25 protein-coding genes are annotated in these 24,086 nt (G+C 33.4%); 24 read left to right on the top strand and 1 reads right to left on the bottom strand.

From position 1 onward, the window contains the following. Positions 1–27: 27 nt before the first annotated feature. A complete protein-coding gene (locus ACIQ4I_RS07755) occupies positions 28–663 on the bottom strand; it encodes a YigZ family protein (RefSeq protein WP_403094799.1) in 636 nt (211 codons plus the stop codon). Between the two features lie 192 nt (positions 664–855). Here ACIQ4I_RS07755 and ACIQ4I_RS07750 point away from each other — a divergent pair, with 192 nt between their 5' ends. The 24 genes from ACIQ4I_RS07750 to ACIQ4I_RS07635 all read left to right on the top strand — a co-directional run bounded on the left by ACIQ4I_RS07750 (position 856) and on the right by ACIQ4I_RS07635 (position 24,085). After that, a complete protein-coding gene (locus tag ACIQ4I_RS07750) occupies positions 856–2,010 on the top strand; it encodes a sensor histidine kinase (protein ID WP_403094797.1) in 1,155 nt (384 codons plus the stop codon). Positions 2,011–2,036: 26 nt separating this feature from the next. Further along, on the top strand, positions 2,037–2,711 hold the full coding sequence (locus ACIQ4I_RS07745; protein WP_403094795.1) for a response regulator: 675 nt from the start codon (positions 2,037–2,039) through the stop codon (positions 2,709–2,711). Positions 2,712–3,176: 465 nt separating this feature from the next. Then, entirely contained in the window at positions 3,177–3,836 is a 660-nt protein-coding gene (locus tag ACIQ4I_RS07740) for a nuclear transport factor 2 family protein (RefSeq protein ID WP_403094790.1), read from the top strand. A gap of 379 nt (positions 3,837–4,215) precedes the next feature. Further along, positions 4,216–5,058 (top strand): DegV family protein, encoded by an 843-nt coding sequence (locus ACIQ4I_RS07735; RefSeq protein WP_403094787.1) that lies wholly within the window; start codon positions 4,216–4,218, stop codon positions 5,056–5,058. Positions 5,059–5,658: 600 nt separating this feature from the next. Next, entirely contained in the window at positions 5,659–6,999 is a 1,341-nt protein-coding gene (locus ACIQ4I_RS07730; protein ID WP_403095116.1) for an ATP-dependent helicase ComFA, read from the top strand. Then, entirely contained in the window at positions 6,999–7,640 is a 642-nt protein-coding gene (locus ACIQ4I_RS07725; RefSeq protein WP_403094785.1) for a ComF family protein, read from the top strand. Before ACIQ4I_RS07730 ends, ACIQ4I_RS07725 begins: the two co-directional genes overlap by 1 nt. A gap of 197 nt (positions 7,641–7,837) precedes the next feature. Beyond that, positions 7,838–8,254, top strand: a complete 417-nt coding sequence (locus tag ACIQ4I_RS07720) for a TIGR03826 family flagellar region protein (protein ID WP_403094784.1) — start codon at positions 7,838–7,840, stop codon at positions 8,252–8,254. A 179-nt stretch (positions 8,255–8,433) separates the two neighbouring features. After that, entirely contained in the window at positions 8,434–8,697 is a 264-nt protein-coding gene (gene flgM, locus ACIQ4I_RS07715) for a flagellar biosynthesis anti-sigma factor FlgM (RefSeq protein WP_403094782.1), read from the top strand. Between the two features lie 18 nt (positions 8,698–8,715). Further along, positions 8,716–9,210 (top strand): flagellar protein FlgN, encoded by a 495-nt coding sequence (locus ACIQ4I_RS07710; protein ID WP_403094779.1) that lies wholly within the window; start codon positions 8,716–8,718, stop codon positions 9,208–9,210. A gap of 292 nt (positions 9,211–9,502) precedes the next feature. Beyond that, complete coding sequence (gene fliB / locus ACIQ4I_RS07705; protein ID WP_403094777.1) at positions 9,503–10,708, top strand: flagellin lysine-N-methylase; 1,206 nt, start codon at positions 9,503–9,505, stop codon at positions 10,706–10,708. Between the two features lie 440 nt (positions 10,709–11,148). Then, a complete protein-coding gene (gene flgK, locus ACIQ4I_RS07700) occupies positions 11,149–12,816 on the top strand; it encodes a flagellar hook-associated protein FlgK (RefSeq protein ID WP_403094774.1) in 1,668 nt (555 codons plus the stop codon). Positions 12,817–12,830: 14 nt separating this feature from the next. Next, entirely contained in the window at positions 12,831–13,979 is a 1,149-nt protein-coding gene (gene flgL, locus ACIQ4I_RS07695; RefSeq protein ID WP_403094772.1) for a flagellar hook-associated protein FlgL, read from the top strand. A 58-nt stretch (positions 13,980–14,037) separates the two neighbouring features. Beyond that, entirely contained in the window at positions 14,038–14,604 is a 567-nt protein-coding gene (locus tag ACIQ4I_RS07690) for a DUF6470 family protein (protein WP_403094770.1), read from the top strand. 260 nt (positions 14,605–14,864) lie between these two features. Continuing rightward, on the top strand, positions 14,865–15,308 hold the full coding sequence (gene fliW, locus ACIQ4I_RS07685) for a flagellar assembly protein FliW (RefSeq protein WP_403094768.1): 444 nt from the start codon (positions 14,865–14,867) through the stop codon (positions 15,306–15,308). Then, positions 15,308–15,526, top strand: a complete 219-nt coding sequence (gene csrA / locus ACIQ4I_RS07680; protein ID WP_403094765.1) for a carbon storage regulator CsrA — start codon at positions 15,308–15,310, stop codon at positions 15,524–15,526. The genes fliW and csrA overlap by 1 nt, the downstream gene beginning before the upstream one ends. Positions 15,527–15,746: 220 nt before the next feature. Beyond that, complete coding sequence (hag, locus tag ACIQ4I_RS07675; RefSeq protein WP_403094763.1) at positions 15,747–16,577, top strand: flagellin Hag; 831 nt, start codon at positions 15,747–15,749, stop codon at positions 16,575–16,577. A 133-nt stretch (positions 16,578–16,710) separates the two neighbouring features. Beyond that, positions 16,711–18,345, top strand: a complete 1,635-nt coding sequence (locus tag ACIQ4I_RS07670) for a motility associated factor glycosyltransferase family protein (protein ID WP_403094760.1) — start codon at positions 16,711–16,713, stop codon at positions 18,343–18,345. 19 nt (positions 18,346–18,364) lie between these two features. Next, positions 18,365–18,712, top strand: a complete 348-nt coding sequence (locus ACIQ4I_RS07665; RefSeq protein ID WP_403094757.1) for a DUF8042 domain-containing protein — start codon at positions 18,365–18,367, stop codon at positions 18,710–18,712. A gap of 9 nt (positions 18,713–18,721) precedes the next feature. Then, entirely contained in the window at positions 18,722–19,693 is a 972-nt protein-coding gene (pseB, locus tag ACIQ4I_RS07660; protein ID WP_403094754.1) for a UDP-N-acetylglucosamine 4,6-dehydratase (inverting), read from the top strand. Positions 19,694–19,730: 37 nt separating this feature from the next. Next, complete coding sequence (locus ACIQ4I_RS07655) at positions 19,731–20,456, top strand: cytidylyltransferase domain-containing protein (protein WP_403094751.1); 726 nt, start codon at positions 19,731–19,733, stop codon at positions 20,454–20,456. A 9-nt stretch (positions 20,457–20,465) separates the two neighbouring features. Next, a complete protein-coding gene (gene pseG / locus ACIQ4I_RS07650) occupies positions 20,466–21,533 on the top strand; it encodes a UDP-2,4-diacetamido-2,4,6-trideoxy-beta-L-altropyranose hydrolase (RefSeq protein WP_403094748.1) in 1,068 nt (355 codons plus the stop codon). A 5-nt stretch (positions 21,534–21,538) separates the two neighbouring features. Further along, positions 21,539–22,036, top strand: coding sequence for a GNAT family N-acetyltransferase (locus tag ACIQ4I_RS07645; protein ID WP_403094745.1), 498 nt, complete (start codon positions 21,539–21,541; stop codon positions 22,034–22,036). After that, a complete protein-coding gene (locus tag ACIQ4I_RS07640) occupies positions 22,033–22,731 on the top strand; it encodes a WbqC family protein (RefSeq protein WP_403094743.1) in 699 nt (232 codons plus the stop codon). Before ACIQ4I_RS07645 ends, ACIQ4I_RS07640 begins: the two co-directional genes overlap by 4 nt. Before the next feature lie 13 nt (positions 22,732–22,744). Then, positions 22,745–24,085 (top strand): MBL fold metallo-hydrolase, encoded by a 1,341-nt coding sequence (locus ACIQ4I_RS07635; protein ID WP_403094741.1) that lies wholly within the window; start codon positions 22,745–22,747, stop codon positions 24,083–24,085. Position 24,086 lies beyond the last annotated feature (1 nt).

Here is a 24,086-nt window from a genome sequence, read left to right as displayed (position 1 = left end):
AATTAAATCAGTAAAATGAATTTTTAGTTATATTCTGTCAAATTCAAGAAATATCTTGTCGTAACATGTAATAATAGCTTGTCCGTTTGTAATTTCGGTAAGCCATTCCTTAAATTTAGATTCTTCCTCTTTTGGTACAAAGACATAAATTTCCACATGACCTGCATAGTTTATGTCCCTTATAATATAGGAAGAGTTTCGAATTTCATTTTCAAGTTTTCCTAACCAAACATATTCGACATCAATCTTCATAAGATGATGGACTCGACGTTCAACAATGCCAGAAGCATCAATTCCAGATGTAGTGGCCTTACCATAAGCACGGACTAATCCTCCTGCACCTAATTTAATGCCCCCGAAGTATCGCGTGATAACAACTACTGTATCTTGTAAATGTTGTTTTTTTAGCACTTCTAAAATGGGCACTCCAGCTGTTCCGCTTGGTTCACCATCATCATTTGCTTTCTGGATTTGGTCATGCTCGCCAATTAGGTATGCAGAACAATTATGAGTGGCCGAAGAATGTTCTTTTTTGATGGATTGAATAAATTCTATAGCTTCTTGTTCGGATTCCACTCTTTTGCAATTAGCGATAAATCTGGATTTAGATATTACTATTTCACTGGTTCCAGAACTTTTTAGTGTTAAATAATTTTTTCGCATGTTACACTCCTCGTTAAATAGGTATTCCCTAATGAAACCTTTGACATCTTCTTGAAATCAAAAATTAATAGTCATAGGACTGACTAATGATATAATAGTGACTGGGGTACAGTAGGAAAGGTGTAGTTTTGATATTTATTTAATAGTGTATTATTTATTTTAAATGTAGCACAAAATGTAAGGGTGATGTAAATGCTAAATGAAAAAGTTGATTTGAAATCATTAGATTTGGTTTTCAATCGAATGGTTAAAATGATTGATGAATCGAAAAATGACATCTTTACGATCAGTGAACAAAGCCGAAGAACATTTGAAGAGATGAAACTTGAACTAGAAGAAGTTCGTTCTAATATAGAGAATGTAATAGCCGAAAATGATGTACTCGAAGCTAAGTCAAGACTTTCAAGAAGTCGTTTAGCAGAGGTGTCAAAGAATTTTAAAATATTTTCGGAAGAAGAAATTCACAAAGCCTACGATCAAGCAAATAAAATACAAATTCGCTATTCAATTCTTCAAGCTGAAGAAAAACAATTACGAGAAAAACGAGATGATTTAGAAAGACGAATGCGCAGTTTACTTGATACAATCGAAAGAGCGGATCATTTAGTAAACCAAGTAAATGTTGTTTTAAACTATTTAACGTTCGATCTTAAGCATATTGGTCCAGCACTTGAGAATGCTAAGATGAAAGAAGATTATACGATTAAAATCATTGAAGCTACGGAAGAAGAAAGAAAACGTATCTCGAGAGAAATACATGATGGCCCTGCTCAAATGCTCGCGAATGTACTGTTACGTACAGATTTAATCAATCGCACATATGAAGAGCGTGGTGTTGAACAAGCTATAAAGGAATTATCATCTCTAAAAGATATGGTACGAGATGCTTTACATGAAGTTCGACGTATTATCTATGATTTGCGACCTATGGCTCTAGATGATTTAGGAATCGTACCAACTTTGAAAAAATATTTGAAGTCAGTAGAAGAATACAACGAAGGAACTATAGTTCATTTTAATTCAATAGGTGAACAAGTCCGTATAGGTACAAATTATGAGGTTGCTGTCTTCAGATTGGCTCAGGAATGTGTCAATAATTCAATCAAACATGGTAAATCACGCGATATATGGATAAACTTTGAGTGGCGAAAAGAACACTTCAATATTACTATTAAGGACAATGGTATAGGGTTCGATACAAATATTGTAAAAAAGAATTCCTTTGGGTTAATCGGTATGCGTGAAAGAGTCGAATTATTAAACGGAGAAATGAATTTAACATCTGCTGAAAAACAAGGTACACGAATTATGTTTAAAATCCCCGTAAATCAAGATGAGAAAAAATAAGGGACCAATTTTAGGAGGAAATATTAATGACGAAAATTATTATTGTAGATGATCACCAATTATTCCGTGAAGGTGTTAAACGAATTTTAGATTTTGAAGATACTTTTGATGTAGTGGCAGAAGGCGATGACGGTGTAGATGTCGTTAATCTATATGAAGAATTCCAACCAGATGTGATATTGATGGATATCAATATGCCACAAAAGAATGGTGTAGAAGCTACTTCAGATCTATTAGAAAAGTATCCTGATGCAAAAGTGATGATGCTTTCTATCCATGATGATGAATCATATGTTTCACATGCATTAAAATCTGGTGCACTTGGCTATATGCTAAAAGAAATGGATGCAGATGAAATCGTCGATGCCATTAAAATTGTAGCATCTGGTGGTTCATACCTACATCCAAAAGTAACACGTAATTTAGTAGCGGAATATCGCCGTTTAAGTGAACGTGAAAACAAAGGATCTTTCCACCAAACAGAGATTCGCCGACCTTTCCACCTACTTACAAAACGTGAATGTGAAGTTCTACAACTTTTAACAGATGGACAAAGTAACAGAGCAATCGGTGAAACATTGTACATCTCTGAAAAAACCGTAAAAAATCACGTATCAAGTATTCTTCAAAAAATGAATGTAAACGACCGTACACAAGCAGTTGTAACAGCGATTAAAAACGGCTGGGTAGAAGTTCGATAATCAAATAACAATAGTAATAAACGAATTCGTATAAGGCTAGGGTGACTGGGAATACAACAGTTGCTCTAGCCTTTTTTCACTATCTAGATAGTGAAAACGTGTTTAATATTTAAGCGCTGTTAATCTTCGGTGTTGACTTATATAAGTGATATATGAAGTGGAAATGAAGTAGACTTTTGAGGGAAAGCGAAGCGTTTATCAACAGTGTAATTTAAAATAGCTCCTATTAAAAATGGCAAAATTACGACATATTTCTACTAGAAAGAAACTTTAAATGACATATAAATAGATTCTAGATTATACTAATTGAGTATGTCTTACAAGAATTTTAAAAACGGTGTGAGTGGTACATATTAGAAACTTATTTATAGCGATTACGTCTTAATAATTATTGAGATTATAGAAATTATGAATTTTTAGAAATTTGGGTATTCTAATCCCAAGAAGAATGTAGGAGGGTTTTAAATGGTTTTTAGAAAGTTAGCACTTGTCGGGATTTGTGCTTTAATGTTAGCAGCTTGTGGAAACGATGAAAGTGCTAAAGAGACTAGTTCTGGTTCTACAAAAGATACCGATTATACATCACAAAATAATTCGATTAATCATGGTATACCAGATGCACAACAAAGCAATGCAGAATCTACACAAGATTCGACAAAATCTAGCAAAGAACAAACATCACCCGATTCATCTACTTCCAATAAGGATGACCAAGTAGGCTTCGAAATAAATTCAGATGGTAAAGTCGAAGAAGCAAAATCTATTCCAAATGAAGAAAAGAAAGCAATTATTGCAGCTTTCAACGAAAATATAGATGCATTCAACGCTAAAGACATTAATCGTTATGCAGCAACAATTTCTGAAAAACCAAAAGGCTTCAATCGCCAAGAAGACATTGATTATGCGAAACAAGTCTTCAAAGAATATGACGCAAAACGAATAGCCAAAAATATAACAATCAAAAAATATAAACAAGATTATGCAGAGGTATTTGCAAATGTCAAAGTTTTTATGAAACAAGATAACAACTCATTTTCTCAACCGACAAATCAGGTATCAGTAATGGTAAAAGAAAATGGTAAATGGGTTATCTCAGCAATTTATGTAATGGGAACAAAAGAATAGTTGATTTATTTAGAGGATGCAAGGGGTTTACCTTTGCATTCTTTTTTATCCCGCATTAACGGGCAGTAAGACCCCCACCTCAAGATTTGAGAGAGAAGCGAAGAAGAAAGGTGGGGGAAAACTGCCCGTAAAAGCCCGATTGGTTCGGTCCAACAGGATGTTGGATACTCAGTTGTTGCCACAGGCCGTGGCGAAATTAAACTAAGTTCTTTTTTGTGTGGGGGATGAAGATAACCCCCACTGATGGAAGTTTCACTTTATTGAAATTTGACCTAAAATAGAAAATCAGCCAAACTAGAAAATAAGCATATTTATTATTTAACATTGATAGAAATATATTATAAAATGAATAAATTAGTTAGGAGAGTGAAATTCGTTTATGAGAACAGCAATTGTAACAGATAGTACAGCCTATTTGTCCCAAGCTGAACAACAACAATATGATATTCAAGTAGTACCTCTTAGTGTAACTTTCGATCAAGAATCATATGCTGAAGGCGTCGATATAGATGTTACTACTTTTTATAATAAAGTCAGAGTCGCAAAGGAGCTTCCTAAAACCTCACAGCCACCGATTGGCGAGTTTGTCACTTTATTTGAAGAGCTAGCAACAGACTATGATGAAATTGTAACGATTCATTTATCAAGCGGTATTAGTGGTACATATCAGGGAGCAGTCCAAGCTGGAGAAATGGTCGATGGTATCAACGTCTACGGCTTTGACAGTGAAATTGCTTGCGAAGTCCAAGGTTTCTATGTAATAGAAGCGGGAAAAATGGCTCAAACTGGCGCTTCAGCTAAAGAAATCATCGAGAAACTAGATGAGATGAAAAAAACAATTCGCGCATACTTTATGGTAGATGATCTATCTCATTTGCAACGAGGTGGACGACTTTCTGCTGCATCTGCATTGATTGGTGGCTTGCTTCAAGTAAAACCTCTACTGCATTTCCAAGAAAAAGTTATCGTACCATTTGAAAAAATCCGCACACGAAAACGTGCTCTAAAACGAGTTGAAGATTTATTGGGTGAAGACGTAGCAGTACATCCAAATATCAAAGCAGTTGTTATCCATGGAAACTGTGAAGCTGAAGGAAAAGAATGGCTAGCTACGCTTAGTGAAAAATATCCGACTGTACACTTCGAACTAAGCTACTTTGGCCCAGTCATCGGTACTCACCTAGGTGAAGGTTCTATGGGGCTTGGATGGTATAGAAAATAGGTTTATATGAAAAAAGTATCTCACCAAATTTCTTGGTGAGATTTTTTTGCGGCAAGATTATGAATAATAGATTGAAATATTGTCGGGAATAATGAGAGCATTTAGTAGTTTCACAAATTTTGAAGAAGTAATTTGCTGAGAACACAAATACAGTTTCAAAAGTCGCAAGTAAATCGGCCGAACTCGCAAGTAAAACAATCAAAGTCGCAAGTATTTTACCCAATTCCGCAAGTATTATTTTTCCTAAATGTAGAGAGTGGTATGAAAAGAAATTTTAGTACCACTTATCTAAATAGTCTTTGATTATCCGCGGCAGAATCTAGAGTAATATGACCCAGACTCCATCCGCGAACAATCAGAGCAATTAATCTTTTGCTCTCATAAGTTCAAGAAAGTCTTACTATAAATACAACTTGCAATATCACTCCAGAATCTGTAAACTAAACCCAATCCAACCCCAGATTTTGGAGGGAACAATTGCACTTTACACTAAACAAAACAAAACTACCCCATAAACTTTCTTTCCAACACAATCTTATTAACTTTCAACTACGTGACTTTCTAACAGGTCGGTTATGGCTTCGTGATCATTCTCCATTCATGGAAGAAACAATCAACAAACATATACAAATGGGATACATTCAAACGATTCCAGGTGTACAACCAATCAACTTAACTAAAAAGTTATTCTCGAATAACAAATATATTTGCAATCGCTGTCAAAATCAGAATCCAGAATTTTTTGCGTTTTTTAATTGTGCTAATTGCCAGCGTATTTGTGTTTATTGCCGACATTGTATCAACATGGGAAGAGTGAGCAGCTGTTCAGATTTGGTGAAATGGTCAGGACCGCAGTCCAAACTAATTCTGCCGAACCATACAAAATTCAACAATTCTCGCATTTTTCAATGGGATGGCACATTCACACCTCAACAAAAGAAGGCTTCAGAGGAATTAATAGAAAGCGTCAAAATGAATCGATCCCATTTGACCCATGCAGTATGCGGAGCAGGGAAAACCGAAATCCTATTCCCTGCAATTGCAGAATGTCTAAAGCAAAACAAACGAGTCTGCGTTGCAACACCGCGAACGGATGTTGTGCTCGAACTTGCTCCACGTATTCAAAAAGTATTCCCAAATACTTTTGTGCAAGCATTATATGGTGGGGCGACGGTTGAAAAACGCTATTCTCCACTAATTATTGCAACGACTCATCAGCTCTATCGATTTGAAGAAGCATTTGATATCGTCATAGTCGATGAAGCAGATGCCTTCCCATATACATTTGACGAAACGTTGAAACAAGCTGTTAATAAAGCGAAGCAACCAGAAGCACCAATATTATTCGTAACTGCAACACCATCTGATGAATTAATTGAAAAAGTAAAGAAAGTAAATGGTGGATATTCTTTTATTCCTAGAAGATATCATGGTCACCATCTTCCGGTGCCACGCTATGACGCACTTTTTAATTACCAAAAACACATTACTAAAGGAAAGATTCCAGAAAAATTACAGAATTGGACAAACACCCGGCTCACCAATGAAGAGCCGTTTCTCATATTTTTCCCAACAATTGAACTAATGGAGAAAGCAATACCGTTATTTCAAAAATTGCATCCACAAATTGAAGCGGTTCACGCAGAGGATCCTGATCGCAAAGAAAAGGTACTCGCACTTCGTGAGAAAAAAGTTCCGGGTCTTCTAACAACAACAATTCTAGAACGAGGAATCACCATTCCAAAAGTACAAGTAGCAGTAGTTGGAGCTGAAAGTGGAATTTTCACAGCGAGTGCACTAATTCAAATCGGTGGTCGTGTTGGACGCTCGGCAGATTGCCCAAAAGGGGATATAGTATTCTTTCACCATGGTATTACGCTTGAAATGGATGAGGCGCGGAAGGAAATCATAAAACTAAATCAAATGGAGGTGCTAACATAATGCTGACTAGTAGAAACCCAGACAGAGTAACACAGAAAGTCGTGACACATTGCTATCTATGCAGCACGCCACTCCAAAATAAACTCACTTGGCGCAGACTTCTTATCCAAACCGTTGAACCAGTCATTTGCGAAAAATGCATGCAGAAATTTGTATGTGTAACACAAGAGCAGCAAAAATATGAGGATGTCACAGCGCTATACCACTATAACGAACCGATGAAAGACTTCCTACATCAATATAAATTTTTTAAGGATGTCGTACTCTCAGAAGTTTTTCATGCGCAAATTCATAACTACTTGAAGGATAAACAAGCAATTATCGTACCAATTCCGATGCATCCCGATAAATTAAAACAACGTACATTTGCACATATCGATGAAATACTTAATGCAGCGAATATCTCCTACACACATTTACTTGAGAAAAAGTCTCCCATCACTCAATCAAGTAAATCGAAAGTAGAGAGGGAACAATCAGAGCAACTTTTCAATCTGAAACCGCATTCCATAATCGAAGCTGTACACTATATATTGGTAGACGATATAGTGACAACCGGTACCACACTAAAATATGCGAAATCATTATTACTAGAAGCAGGTGCCAAAAAGGTTACAGCATTTACCCTAATCCAAGGGTAGGCAGAGCAATCATAAATAGAGTAATGAAAAGTACCCGAAAAATCCACTGAAACTCCCACATTAAGTATCCAAGGACCTATATATTTGTTATGATGTAATCAGAAAAAAGTTTACTAATATTACACTTATAAAATATTGCTTCATTATGTCGACAATATGAATATACGTAAATAGAAATAGAGATGGAGGTACTATATATGGGGGAGTTACGAAATTGTCCGAAATGTGGAAGTTTCTATAACTATACTGGTGTTAGAGAAATTTGCCCGAAATGTGCTCAGGAAGAAGAGCAGATGTACGAAGTTGTGTACCGTTTTTTACGTAAAAGAGAGAACCGTGCAGCTACTGTAGATCGAATTGTTGAAGCAACAGGAGTCGAAAAAGAACTATTATATAAATGGGTACGAAAAAATAGATTACAGCCTGCCCTATTCCCTAATTTAGGCTATCCATGTGATAACTGTGGTCACCTAACTAATCAAGGGAAATTATGTGATGATTGTACCGAAGAGCTGAAATCGAATCTTAATAAATTCGAAGCTGGGCGCGAATTCCGAAAGAATATTGAGGAAAATAACAAAGGAACTTATTTAGCAGAACGTCGAAAAAAATAAAAGAACTAAGTCTCCATGCATAGTATTTGCATGGAGATTTATTTTTGAAAGGAAAAAAGCACTATAACGGTTTTGAATCACTAGTATGTCTTTCGCTTTTCTTCTATTTTACTTAACTTCACTTAAACTTATCCGAAATAATGTGTAGACAACAGAACGAATGAAAGGAGGTCATAGAGATGAAAATCTATAACTACGGTGTAAATAAGGTAAATCCTTATCAAAACCAATCGCTGAAAACAGAGCAAGTAAAGAAAAGCACACTTAATGTAACAGACCAACTAGAAATTTCTTCAGCTGCAAAGGACCTTCAAGGGATTAAAAGTTTTGCTGATGAAAGAGCCGAGCGTGTTCAGCAACTTAAAGAACAGGTCCAATCTGGTAATTACAAAGTAGATGCGCAAAAGCTTGCATCAGATATTTTAAAATATCACCGCCGATAAGAAAAAGGAGTATAAGACATGTCGATTGATCCACTACTATCCATCATGGATAAACTCGAAAAAATGCATAAGAGTCTGCTCAAGCTTGCTTACCACAAAACAGAGCTGATTAAAGTTGGAGACATGGCTGGACTCGATCAAATGCTCAAGGACGAGCAAGCGCATGTAGCTGCGATTTCACAGCTCGAGCAACAACGTCAGAAAATGGTAACGGATTACCTAGGAGCTAAGGGGATTGCTCTATCTGGCCAAGCTACAGTTGCCGATGTAATGGAAGCAGCTGATACGCATGAAGAAAAGTCGAAATTAGACGAAGTACGAAAAAGACTATTACTTGTCATTGATACATTAAGAAATCAAAACGACTTAAACCAAAAATTAACTTTCCAATCACTACAATTCGTCAATATGACATTAGATTTACTAAGACCACAACCTGATCAGATTAACTATTCTAAGACTCAAGTGCGTGGTAGTAGTATAAAACAAACTCAATTTGACTCACAAGCTTAAAGGTACCTTCTATTAAAAGTGCTTCAGACTGTAGACAAAGTCGATTTTTTCGACTTTGTCTATTATTTTAGAAAAAAATTCTACCGAGTAGATAGTCATCAAATTTTAAAAGTCAACTGTAATTAAACAAATATTAATTTATATAATAAAACTAAAGAATATAATAATTCATCCAATTGTAATTATTGATCCATGCCTTTTGTAATGATTTATTATACATAATAGTATTTTTGTTTCGTAATTCAAAATGGATTATATGATACAATATTCTCAATGAAAGGAGTCTTTTTAAATGACACATAAATTAAAACATCATTTAATTCCTACTTATTATAATGAATTTAAATGTATCGGTGGTTCGTGTGAAGATACATGTTGTGGTGGATGGAGAATTACTATTGATAAAAAAACATTTAAGGCATATAAAAATGAAAGACGCTCAGCTATAAAAAATGACTTACATAAAAGTATTCTTCGAAATAAAACACAGGATGCTATTGAAGCTAACTACGGTTACTTTAAACTTGATGAAGAAAATAAATGTTCAATGTTAACTGAAGAAGGACTATGTGGGGTACAAAAAGAACTAGGCGAACAATCTTTATGTAACACTTGCAAAACTTATCCAAGAGAAATCATTGAAGTTAATAGCATAGTTGAAAAATCTTTAACGCTTTCATGCCCAGAGGCAGCGCGGATAATGTTGAATCGCCCCAATGGGATAGATTTTGTTGAAGAAGAAGCAGTTGAATCAATTAAACCGAATGAAAAGATTAAGCATACCCCTGAAGAAAATGAAATATTTTGGAAAATACGAATTTTTATGATTGATACTTTGCAAAATCGTAATTATTCTTTAGAAACCAGATTATTAGTTATTTCAATGTTTATTCAAAAATACTCAGAATTGGAACAAATCAATACATCAAATGTGGACACATTAATCTCTAGATATAGTAATTATTTAAAAGATAATTCACTTGAGAAAGCTTTCTCAAATATTAAAGTCCTACATTCTAATCAATTACTATTCGCATTACCTTTACTTAATTATGAAACAGTATCTAGTAGATACAACAATTTAGTCCAAGCTATCAAAGAATCTTTTGAAATAAAAGACAATTCCTTATCTGAAGAATCGGTTAATATTTACAAAGAAACACTAAACAAACATTATAAAAATTTCTCCGATACATATGGTTATATTCTAGAAAACTACTTAGTAAATTCTATATATGAGCAAATTAAAATGCCAGACACTAAATATCTTTTAGATAAGTTTACTTCTATTTGCGTAAACTTTACTTTAATTAGACTATTTATTCTGGGGTATGGTAAATCACAAGGTGAGTTTGATCAAGAATTAGCATTATATTGTATTCAAAGTTTTTCAAAAACATTAGTCCATAACTCTAATTATAAAACTCAGATAACCACAATTTTACAACAAGATACGTCTTCTATTCTTTCGCAAATTACAAGTTTTATTCATATCTAAAAACAAATCAAAAAGTATTAAGCACATCTTAATACCTCAGACCGTAGATAAACTAGAAATTTCGAGCTTATCTACGGTCTTTTTCTATTAAAATATTATTAATATCTTTGGAATTAAGTTAGTTGATGTCCGTTTTGGCGGACGCTTTCTTATCTCCAGTCAAGAGGTTTTGAGAAATATTTCGCATGCCCAAAGGACCTAACGAAATTTCGTTTTTCTCAGGTGCAAATGCGTAAAAGAACTCGAAGCTTATTCTATCTATCAATTAGTCGATAATCTGAAGCACCTTATTAAAGGTGCTTTTTCTATGAATAAATATAGGATTGGTGATTAATTGTAGATAGCTTCTTCAAAAACAACAATACAATCCGATTAAATATATAGATAAAACGAGATTAATATACAACTGCATAATGCAGTATTACATAGGAGGTAAAATAATGGGCTCCACATTTATGGGACTGGAAACAAGTAAGAGAGGTCTAACTACTCAGCAAAGCGCTCTTTATACTGTAGGGCATAATATCGCAAATGCAAATACACTGGGTTATTCAAGACAACGTGTCAATATGGAAGCAACAATGGGCTTCCCAGGTGTTGGGATGAACGCTCCAAAAATTCCAGGTTTTTTAGGTACGGGTGTTCAAGCGGGATCAGTTCAGCGCATTCGTGATCAATTTGTTGATAATCAATACCGTCAAGCAACATCAAAGCTAGGCTACTGGTCTGCAAAATCAGATGCCGTATCTCAAATGGAAGACATTTTATCAGAGCCTTCCGAATATGGGTTAAATAAAGCATTTGATAATTTCTATGCAGCATTACAAGACTTAAGCACGAAACCAGACAGTTCGGCAACTCGTGCAGTAGTTGCCCAACGAGGCGAACACTTAGCGGATTCGTTTAACTACCTTAGTACACAACTAAAACAGGTCCAATCGAATCTTAAAAACGAAATTAGTGCTGAGTCCAATAGTGTAAACTCAATCATCCAACAAATCGCTACATTAAACCAACAAATCGGTAATGTAGAAATAAACGGTTATTTACCAAACGACTTGTATGATGCACGTGATAATCTTCTAGATCAGCTTTCTGAATATTTCAATGTTACTGTTGATTACACACCTTCAGGTGGTAATGCATTAGCTATTGCAGAAGGCTCTATGAATGTCTACATCAAACTAGATGATGGCTCTAAAGTACAAATAGTAAACAAAAACCAAGGCGCTACACTTACTGCGAATGGATATAACCCAGTAGTAGATGCTACAACGAAAGAAATTACTTCATACACGCATGGCTCTTTTGACAAATCGGAAACTTTTACCGCCTTTACGGATTTTACTATTAATATGGGAGGTACTACTTCTACCATTACTTATGACCAATTTGATAACGGTGGTTCAGGTAAAATGGCTTCTTTGATCGATTCTTACGGTTATGCAACTCAAACAACTGACACATGGGATTCTAATGCAAAAGCATGGAAAGATACAGTTGATGTTACTGCAGGTGGAAATGTGTTATCAGATGGGGTATATCCACATAAAATGGAGGAATTGGATCTATTAGCACAAAAATTTGCTGAAGAATTTAATAAGATACATACATCTGGTTATACATTGGGGGCAGGTACGGCAGACAATTTCTTCGTTGATAGTGACGGAAAAGGCACAGTTGGTAATAACCATATTACTGCATCCAATATTAAAGTGAATGCTGACATTTTAAAAGATTTAAATAAAATTGCAGCTTCCACAGAGCCAGGTGAAGTAGGAAACGGAAAGAACGCAATTGCTTTATCTAATTTAAAAACCACAACAATTGCAGGTTTAAATAATGCATCAGCACAAACTTATTACGAAGGGGTCATCGGTAACTTAGGTGTCCTAGGCGAAGAAGCATTATCAATGACATACAATTCAGCAACAATCCAGTTAACTATTACCAACAACCGTGCATCAGTCAGCTCTGTATCGTTAGATGAAGAAATGACGAATATGATTACATTCCAGCAAGCATACAATGCATCTGCACGTATGATCACAGTAATAGACGAAACACTAGACAAAATCATCAACGGCATGGGCCGTGTAGGCTTATAGGAGGGTAATAAACAATGCGCGTAACTCAATCAATGCTATCTAACAACCTACTTCGTAACTTAAATACAAGTAACAGTAAAATGGGGAAATTACAAGAACAACTATCATCAGGTTCTAAATTAACTCGCCCTTCTGATGATCCAGTTGCTTCGGTTAAAGGTATGAATCATCGTACAACTCTTGCTAAAAATGATCAATATACACGTAACATGGGTGAAGTAAATAGCTGGCTAGATGCTTCAGATGAATCACTTGGTCAAGTAGGTAGTGCTCTATCACGTGTTCAAGAATTAGTATCACAAGCAGCGAACGGTACAAATACAGCAGACGACCGTGAAAAGATATTAAAAGAAATTGAACAAATTCGTGCTCAAATTCGTGATGTTGCTAACACTAAAATCGGAGATAATTATATATTTAGCGGTACGATGACGACAACACCATTGTATGACAAAAGTGGTTTTATCGGCGGTACGGTTGAAGGAACTACAACTATAATTACACCGCCAAGTACAACGACTGGTGCGATTAAATTTCCGGTTAATTCAGTTGATTTAACTACAGGAACTGCAAAAGATGCAGATGGAAATGATGTTCAGTTTACGACTGGAACAGATGCTAACGGAAATACCATATTATTAACAAGTTCTAGTGCTGGTGCACCGCAATTTACACTAGATGAAAACGGCTATGCAGTAATTAAATCTCAATCAGGGTTTAGCTCTAATGTTCCTATTGAACTTTATAGTGGAATTACATTAGACGTTAATTCAGAAGGATATGAATTATTCCAAAAAATCGATAATATGATGGCGAAAGTGGAAGATAAATTAAAATCTGGCGATGATGTAAAAGAATTAGTAGGTGATCTACTAGGAGGAACTGGTTCTTCAAAAGACAAATCAGGTGCAACAATTCAAGGTGCAATTGGTCTTGTATTAGAAGCTCGTGCTACGGTCGGAGCAAAGCAAAACCGAGCAGATATGATGGCAGACCGTTTAAGTTCTCAAAAAATCAGTGTAACCAAGCAAATGTCTGATAATGAAGATGTAGACTATGAAGAGGCAATAACAAACTTAATTACTGAAGAATCCATTCACCGTGCAGCATTATCGGTGGGAGGAAGAATTATTCAACCTACTTTAGTTGATTTTATTCATTAATAGGTTACTTTTAAGCCCTCGTAGAGATAGGGGAGCTTTTTCGTAAGGATGTGAAAATATGAAACTAGACCATATTCAAATTCGTACGACAGATGCTAAACTGGATTTAAATATAAATAAACCTGTACAACGTATAGAACAGCCCAGTGCACAACAACATATCGAGCAACCAGCTGCGACACTTGAGATTCATTCGGAAGCGGCAAAGCTGTTTATTGATTCTTCACAGGCATATCGTGATCTTGGATTACTTACACCAAAAGAATCGACAGAACAAAATGCACAAGAGGGGCAACAAAAGGCTATGGAAGGAATAGCTCGCCGCGTAAGTGAAGGTGATCAGATGATGGACATCTCTATAAATGCAGGAGATGCCATTCAACAAATTGCAGAAAGTAAAGCATTTCCTGCACCTCCTCAAATGGCAATCACATGGAAACCATCAGTAGGTGCAGTGAAGGTACATTATCAAGAAGGAAGCCTTAATATTAATATCCAACGACATGAACCGAAGATTGATGTCCAAATTGGAAAAGTTGTTCATGATTACACACCTGGCCGTGTTGAAGGAGTAATGGAACAACATCCATCAGTAGAAATTACAGTTTTAAAAGCAAATGAATAAAGTGTATGCTAGTCTAGCGTACACTTCTTTTTTGTTTCACATTAACACGAATTAAGCTCCTTAAAGCCTTAAGTACACGCAAGAGAATAAAAGTAAGGAAACAACTATCCTTATAAACATATTGTTTCAGTTAATATATAGCGGAAGTAATAGTGCCCTCTGTGAAAAGTGTCACTTTATCACGGATAGAATAGAGCATAAAAATAATTTTTAGTAAGCTAAAATAGCGGTAGAAAAGAAGTGGAAGAGGGATGAAACCCATGAAAATTGATACTAAATTTTTAGGACAAGTAGTAGTAACAGCAGAACAACTATATTCTTTTGAAGAAGGCATACCAGGCTTTCCAGAAGAAAAACAATTTGCACTCATCCCATTTGGCAAAAACACGCCATTTATTATTTTACAATCAACGAAAACTGCACAAATTAGCTTTGTCCTAGCGTTCTCATACACGTTTAAAGAGAACTATGCATTTGACCTATCAAAACAAGACGTAGAGGCACTTAATATCGAAAAACAAGAAGATATGCTTACATACGCTATCGTTACTTTAAAAGACACATTACCAAAATCAACGATCAATTTACTAGCTCCAATAGTTATCAATACGAAAACTAACCAAGGACGACAAATCGTATTAAACGAAAACAGTCAAGAATTACTGCATTATCCCTTACATCCAGTCAAAGAAGGTGTAAAATAATGCTCGTCCTAACACGTAAAACTGGAGAATCAATAATGATTGGCGATAATATCGAATTGAAAATCATTTCAGTAGAAGGAGACCAAGTAAAAATAGGGATTGATGCACCTCGTTCGGTAAGAGTATATCGTTCAGAAATCTATAAAGCGATTCAAGATGAGAATAAAGCAGCGTTGAATTCTTCTATAGATTTGTTGGCGGATTGGAATAAGGATTAAGACACTATCCAGGATAGATGGTCTTTTTTATCTCAATAAATAAATTAATTTATTTAAGTGTTAAAATCCAGGACCTTTAAAATAGATAAAAAAATTTAAAATATTTATCAAAAACACTAAACAAAAAATAGTAGACTACGATATATATAATGTAAGGCAAATAAGCCAAACAACTCCACAGGGACGTGGAATTAAAAACATTTCAAGGAGGAATCTCACAATGAGAATTCAACACAATATCGCAGCATTAAACACACACCGTAACTTAGCAGCAAACACTGAAGCAACTTCTAAAAACTTAGAAAAATTATCATCAGGTTTCAAAATTAACCGTGCTGGTGATGATGCAGCAGGTCTTGCAATCTCAGAAAAAATGCGCGGCCAAATTTCTGGTTTAAACATGGCTTCTAAAAACGCAAGCGACTCAATCTCTTTAATCCAAACAGCTGAAGGTGGATTAAATGAAACACATGCAATCCTACAACGTATGCGTGAATTAGCGGTACAATCTCGTAACGATACAAACGATGAAGCAACAAATGACCGTTCAAACTTAAATGACGAGTTAAATCAACTTCAACAAGAAATTACTCGTATTTCAAGTCAAATGGAATTCAATAACAAAAAGTTATTAGATGGTTCACAAAAAACTAATGGTTTAACATTCCAAATTGGTGCGAATGCGGGCCAAACAATCAACTTGAAAATTGATACAATGTCAGCAACAAAATTAGCAGTTTCTGCAAAGGATATCAATATTTCAACTGGTAAAGCAGCATCAGCGGCTATTACTGCAATCGATAAAGCAATTAACACAGTATCAAAAACACGTTCAAATCTAGGTGCTGTACAGAACCGTTTAGAACACACAATTAACAACTTAGGTACATCAGCAGAAAACTTAACAGCTGCAGAATCTCGTATCCGTGATACAGATATGGCAAAAGAAATGATGACATTTACTAAAAATAACATTTTAACTCAAGCAGCTCAATCAATGTTAGCGCAAGCTAACCAACAACCACAAGGTGTACTTCAATTATTACGCTAATTAAGTACGCGTTTAGCAAATGAATTAAAACAGAAATGTTGTTTCACAACATTTCTGTTTTTTTATATTAAAGACTTAAAAGTAGGCTTTATTTAAACTAGAAATAACCGATATATAGAAAGAGGTGAAGTAGATGTACACTGATTTGATTGAACCAGAAGTGGCGAAAACTGGAGATTTCACATTAAAATATAAAAATGTTTATTTACATAGCAAGTATAATCCTAAAAGAGAAGCACAACAATTTATTGAAAAACATTATAATAATGCTTCCGTACAAATATTAATAGGGTATGGAGCAGGTTATATTTATAAAGCTCTACAAAAAAGAATTGATAAGAACGAAAAAATTATTGTAATCGATCCAATAATCGAGCCCAATGAAGACGTCTTTTATTTAAAAAGTTATGATTCGAAAAGTATAAAACATTTTTTAGATGAACATATCCATCTTATAGATACCGTAAATTGTATTGTATCAATTAATTATGACAAAATTATTGCTGAAAGCGATGAATTAGAAAGATTTATAAAAATATTACGCGAAAAAATAAGTTCAAATACTATTTCTGAAAACACAATTACATTTTTCAACTCCCAATGGAATAAAAATTATTTAAAAAATTTAAAATATGCATATACAAGCAAATCTATAAAAGACTTATTCAGCGAAAAAGATATTCCTGTTGTTGTTGCATCAGGTGGACCATCTTTAACAAAGCAATTACCTTTCGTTAAAAAATATCGAAATAAAATTATTTTAGTTGCTGCAGGTACGACAATTAATTCATTGTTAAAAAATAATATAAGGCCTGATTTAGTAGTATCTGTAGATGGTGGGGAAATAAACTATAATCATTTTAAAGAGTTACAAATTGAAGATTTCCCCTTAGTATATTGTCCGACACTGCATTATGGAATTCGAAGTCATTTTAAGTACGCATATCACTGCTTTTTGACACTGGAAGAAAGTTTAATTCCCCACTATGAGTTATTTACGGAACAGCCTGTAGATACATTGATTGGTGGCAGTTCAGTTGCTCATACAGCATATAACTTAGCTCTATTTTTAACAAAAGGGCCAGTTGCACTAATTGGTCAAGACTTGGCTTATACAAATGGAAAGTCACATGCAGAAGGAAATTTAAATCGTAATACTATTACAAATAAAGAATTACTTGTTCGTGAAGGATATTATGGCGAAGATGTAGAAACAGATTCAGTTTTCTTACAAATGCGTGCTGGCTTTGAAATGATACAAGAAAATATGAAAGCTTATGATAAGTCGTATAATTGTACAGAAGGAGGATTAAAAATCCCTACCTTCAAGCAAATGCGTTTTCAAGATTTTTTAGAGAATTATGCAAAAAAAGAAGCGGACATAAACTACAAATATGAAATAGTAGATTCAAAACATGAAAAATGTCAAAATCAATTCAAAATTGATGTAGAAAAACATAATAGATTAATTGAACTATTTAATGAAGCTTTAAATGAGTTAAATAAAAACGAAGAGCGTACATATTTTTCTGCTGAAATTTTAAAAAAATTAGAGGAGATAGATGGTGAAATACAAGAAAAATTAAAAGAAAGTAGTTTAAGTTATGCTTTTAATTTAGTTAATTTAAGAGTGTTACGATATTTTAAACTAAGTAAAGAAGCAACATTAGAAGAAAAGTATAAAATGTCATTTAAGCAAAGTGAGTATATGTATAGTGAAATGCTTAATATTACAACAGAATCTTTAAAAATTATACAAGAACTTTAAAAAAGGAGATGCTGGTTAAATGGAGTCAATAATTTTTGAAACAATGCAAAGTTATAATGAGTATTTAGAAAAGCTTAAAGTAAATATTTTACCTTTAGCAGAGAAATTTAGAGGTGAATCCGTTACAGAAGCATTAAATGAAGTACCTTTTTTATTTGAAGGTATCGAATGGATTGCAACGATAAATAAAAAATTAAATGATTTAAATTATAGAAATGAATTGGATATAAATCATTTAAATACTATTTTAAATGAATTAGAGAGAGCATTTGAAAATAAAGATTATAATTTATGTGCTGATATTTTAGAATATGAAATTTTAAGTACAGTTAATAAATTAAAAGTATATGAACTAATTGAAAATTAAGGAGAAAAAATGAATAATTTAACAGATAAGACTGTACTTGTTACTGGAGGAACAGGATCTTTCGGTAAAAAATTTGTACGTAAAGCATTAACTCTAGGTGTAAAAAAAATCATCGTTTTTAGCCGAGACGAACTAAAGCAATACGAAATGAAACAAGAATTTACAGATGAGCGTATACGCTTCTTTATTGGAGATGTTCGTGATAAAGAGCGTTTATATCGTGCATTTGATGGCGTTGATATTGTGATTCACGCAGCAGCAATGAAACACGTTGATGCATGTGAATACAACCCATTTGAAGCGATCAAAACAAATATCCATGGTGCGCAAAATATTATTGATGCTGCAATTGATAAAGATGTCGAAAAAGTCATTGCATTATCAACGGATAAAGCTTGTAGCCCAATCAATTTATATGGCGCAACAAAATTAGCTTCAGATAAGTTATTTATTGCAGCGAATGCCTATGTTGGTGAGAAGAAAACAAAATTCTCAGTCGTGCGTTATGGTAACGTTGTAGGTAGTCGTGGCAGTGTTGTACCTTTCTTCAAAAAAATGCGTGAAACTGGTGTACTACCTGTAACAGACGATCGTATGACTCGTTTCTGGATTACGTTAGACCAAGGTGTGCAATTTGTTATCGATAACTTAGGACGTATGCATGGTGGCGAATTATTCGTACCGAAAATTCCAAGTATGAACATTATGGATTTAGCGAAAGCAATTGGCCCAGAATGCGAAGTTAAAATAGTCGGTATTCGCCCTGGTGAAAAACTGCATGAAGCGATGATTACAGAAGATGATGCGCGTCATACAATTGAATTTGACGATTATTATGTGATTCAACCAGAGTTTAACTGGTGGGCAGAGGAATATAAAGTTGGTTCCAAGCAACTTCCTGATAATTTCCATTATGTAAGTAATGAAAATACGCAATGGCTAACAATTGAAGAACTAAGAAAGTTAGTTGAAGAAATGTAGTCATATGACTACATTTTTTCGTTTAGGAGGCATTTTAATGAGTGTATCAGCAATTATTCAGGCAAGAATGGGTTCAAGTCGATTACCTGGAAAAATATTAAAAGAAGTTAATGGGAAACCTTTATTACTACATCAAATTGAGCGTTTAAGACAGTGCAAGGAAATTGATCAATTGATTATCGCTACAACAGTAGAGGAACAAGATAATCAAATTTTTGAGTTTTGTAATCATCATAATGTATCCATTTTTAGAGGATCTGAGAACAATGTGCTAGAACGCTATTATGAAACTTGGAAGCAATTTGGTGGAGACGTTATTGTACGTCTAACATCAGATTGTCCAATTATTGATTATAAAATTGTAGATAAGACAATTCGATTTTTCTTAGATAATGAGTTTGATTATGTTTCAAACACAATAGAGCGAACTTTTCCTAGAGGATTAGATACAGAGGTATTTTCAGTTGCTACATTAGAAACTACATATAAACAAGCTAAATTGGAAAGAGATAAAGAACATGTAACAGCTTATATTTATACGCATCCTGAAAAATTTAAAATCGGCTCATACAAAGGAGAAATTAATTATAGTAAGTATCGCTGGACAGTAGATACAGAAGAAGATTTTGCATTGATTAAAAATTTATTTGAAGCTTATAAGGGTAAAGAAAATCAACTTGATTTGGCATCAGCAGTTCGATTGATGGAACAAAACCCAGCTTGGTTTTTAATTAATGAACATATTGAACAAAAGAAAATTTAGGTGATGTGAATGAATATCGTTTTTCGAGTAGATTCTTCAATTGAAATAGGTTCAGGACATGTGATGCGATGCCTAACTTTAGCAGAGCAATTTAAAGAAAATAATGATACTGTTGAATTTATTTGTAGAAAAGCAGAAGGTAGCATGGAAACCTTCATTGAAGATAGAGGTTTTCGGGTATATTTATTACCAAAAATTCAAGATTCGTTATGGACATGGACAGCAACAAATTGGAGACAGGATATTGATGAAACAAAGCAATATTTGGTCGATAAAAAGATTGATTTAGTTATTGTTGATCACTATGCCATTGATGAAAAATGGACAAAATCAGTAAATACATATACAAGAAAAATTTTAATAATAGATGATTATAGAAAAAAATTTCAAGAATGTGATATTTTGTTAGATCCATCGTATGGAATGGAAGGGTTAGAACAAATATATAAAGTCCGTAACCCAATAAAAACTAGGTTTTTTTTGGGAACAAAATACACATTATTAAGGAATGAATTTAGCAATATAACACCTATAGATATTTCTTCGCAAAAAGAAAAAATAATTCATATTTTTTTCGGAAGCATGGATGAATTTAATTATACTTTGAGATTTAGCAAATATTTAATTGAAAGTTTTACAGATATTAAACTTTTAATAGTCGTTGGTCCCTACTATAAATTTTACACAGAATTACAAGGCCTTGAAACAAAATATAATAATCGTATTAAAATCTATCAAAATGCTCAAAATATGGCCGAGTTGATGACAATGTGTTATATGTCTATTGGTGCTCCTGGAACAGCAACATGGGAAAGAGCTGCTGTAGGTTTGCCAGCATTATATTTATCCACAGCAGAAAATCAGTTTCCAATTTTAAAATCATTACAGGACGAAGGTATTTGTCAATATATTGGAGATGCATCAAAGATAAAAAAAGAAGAGTTTTTACAGTTTGTTGAATATTATATTAACAATTTTTTAGCTTTAAAAGAGTTCTCTGAAAAAAGTAAGACACTTGTAAATATAAAAGGAAAACAAGTCGTAGTAGATGAAATTATAAAAATCTTAGGAGGTTGAATTTTATGAGTAAAGTACAATTAGTACCTTATGGTTTACAACACTATGAGAAAACTGTTGAATGGTTAAACATCTCTTCTATACAAGAAAACTTTGGAGTCGTAAACAAAATTTCTTTAGATTCTCATACAAATTGGGTTAAAAGTCTTTCAAATGCAATTATAAAAGCTATCTATGTAGATAATTGCTATATAGGTAATATCCTACTCCATACTAATCAAAAACATCACAGTGGATTCTTTCAAATTTATATAGGTGAGGCACAAGAAAGAGGAAAAGGCTACGCAAAACAAGCTTTACAATATGCACTAACAGAGTTTTTTGAAAGGTTGGATATAAATCGTATTTGGTTAAAAGTTTTTGAAGAAAATAAAACGGCAATACACATTTACAAATCTATAGGTTTTAAACAAGAAGGTGTAGAGAGGGAATCTTTCTATTATCAAGGGAATTATAAAAATCAATTGGTATTTTCAATTTTAAAAGAGGAATGGGTTAAATGATATTAAAATGTGCTATTATGCAACCTACTTATTTACCTTGGGCAGGATATTTTTCAATGATTTCTAACGTCGATAAGTTTGTTTTTTTTGATGATGTACAATTTGCTCGTAGATCGTGGCAGCAAAGAAATCGCATTATTTTAAATAAACAAGAGAAATGGTTAACAGTTCCTGTTGAGAAAAAAGGTAAAAGAGATCAATTGATACTAGAGGTAGAAGTTCTTAATGATGGATGGAGAAATTCTCATAGTGAATTATTAAAACAAGCGTATCAAAAACATCCATATTTCAGAGATGTTCAGCAAATTTTTGAAGAGAGTGTTTTGAATAATTCTTCTGATTTATTATGTGATATAAATATTCAATTCATTTCTACTGTTATGAGATATTTGGAAATAGATACAGAGATTTTATATAGTAGTCAACTACAGTCGACAGGGAAGAAGTCTGAATATCTTTTGAAAATTTGTGAAGAAATAGATGCTGATACATATGTAAGTGCTCCAGGTTCTTTAGAATATATTACGGAAGAAGGGTACTTTTCTAGCTCGATAAAAGTAGAAAAATTTGATTTTGTTCCAAAGAAGTATAACCAAAAATGTACAGAGAACTTCATCCCATATTTATCTATATTAGATGTTATAGCTAATCTGGGTAGAGATGGAACGAAAGAATATTTAAAGCTAGAAATATGAAAGGTGATAGTTTATGAGAGTATATTATTTAACAGATGCATGTGTATTACTTGAGTATAAAGATAAAAAAATCATATGTGATCCATGGCTTACAGAAAGTATTTGCTATGGAGGATTATATCATTATCCTCCTATTCAATTGAAAATAGAAAATTATATTGATGTAGATGCTATTTATATTTCACATATTCATGAAGATCATTTAGATAGCATGACATTGAACTTTTACGATAAAAAAATACCGATTTTGATTCATTGTTATGAAGAAAAGCATGTTTTAAATAAACTACGAAGTATAGGTTTCGAAAATATCATTGAAATAAGTCATAAAGAAAGTTATTTTATAGATGCTGATTTCAGTATAGAAATTTTAGCAGCCGATAATTGTGATCCGTTAATTTGTAATAAGTTTTTTGGATGTCAAGTATCACAAGGATATGAAAAATCTCTTCAAATCGATTCAATGGCGATTTTTAAAGGGGGAGACTATGCAGTGGTAAATACGAATGATTGTCCATATGAATTATCATCCCCTATGAATCAATATATTAAAAAAAAGTATAAAAAAATTGATTATTTATTAACGAGTTATAATGGTGCTAGTCCTTATCCGCAATGCTTTGAAAATTTTACACATGATGAAAAATTAATAGAGAAAGAAAAAATCCAATTAAAATGTTTAAATCGCTTAGTGAAATATTGTAAAGATTTAAAACCAACATATGTATTACCGTTCGCTGCTCAAAGGGTTATAGGTGGAGAAATGTGGCACTTAAATCAATATACAGCAGCTACACCTTTTGAAGATGTAGAAAAGGCAGTAATACAATTATTAGTGGATAATAATATAAGTACAGAAGTTATTATGATGAATTCTGAAGAGTTTTTTGATTTAGAGAAAAAATCCAAATCCGCGCCATTTACACCACCATCGAAAGAGGAACGCGAAAATTATTTAAAAGAAATATTAAGTAAGAAATCATATTCATTTGAATTTGAAGACATAGAAGAAAATAATTTATTAGAAGATATTAAAATAGCGCAAAAACGAATGAATAAAAAAATTACAGATGTTTACCATAATATGAAGATTGATACAACGCTATATCTTAATACAAATCAGGGCTATTTATATAAAGTACCAATGAATGGAGAGTTATGTGAAATTGTTAAAGAGAATGAATTAGAAGAGCCATTTTTAAGAATAACATTGGATTATAAGTTATTAGATCTTATCTTAAATCGTAAAGCACATTGGAATAATGCAGAATTTGCTAGTTTATTAAAGTTCTATAGAAAACCAAATGAATTTGAAAGATCTGTACATCATATGATTTCATATTTACATAAATAAG

This window comes from Rummeliibacillus sp. NPDC094406 (genome assembly GCF_044763875.1).
Classification (GTDB): domain Bacteria; phylum Bacillota; class Bacilli; order Bacillales_A; family Planococcaceae; genus Rummeliibacillus.
The sequence above is the reverse complement of the archived record's forward strand: the minus strand, read 5'-3'. Positions and strand labels throughout refer to the sequence as shown.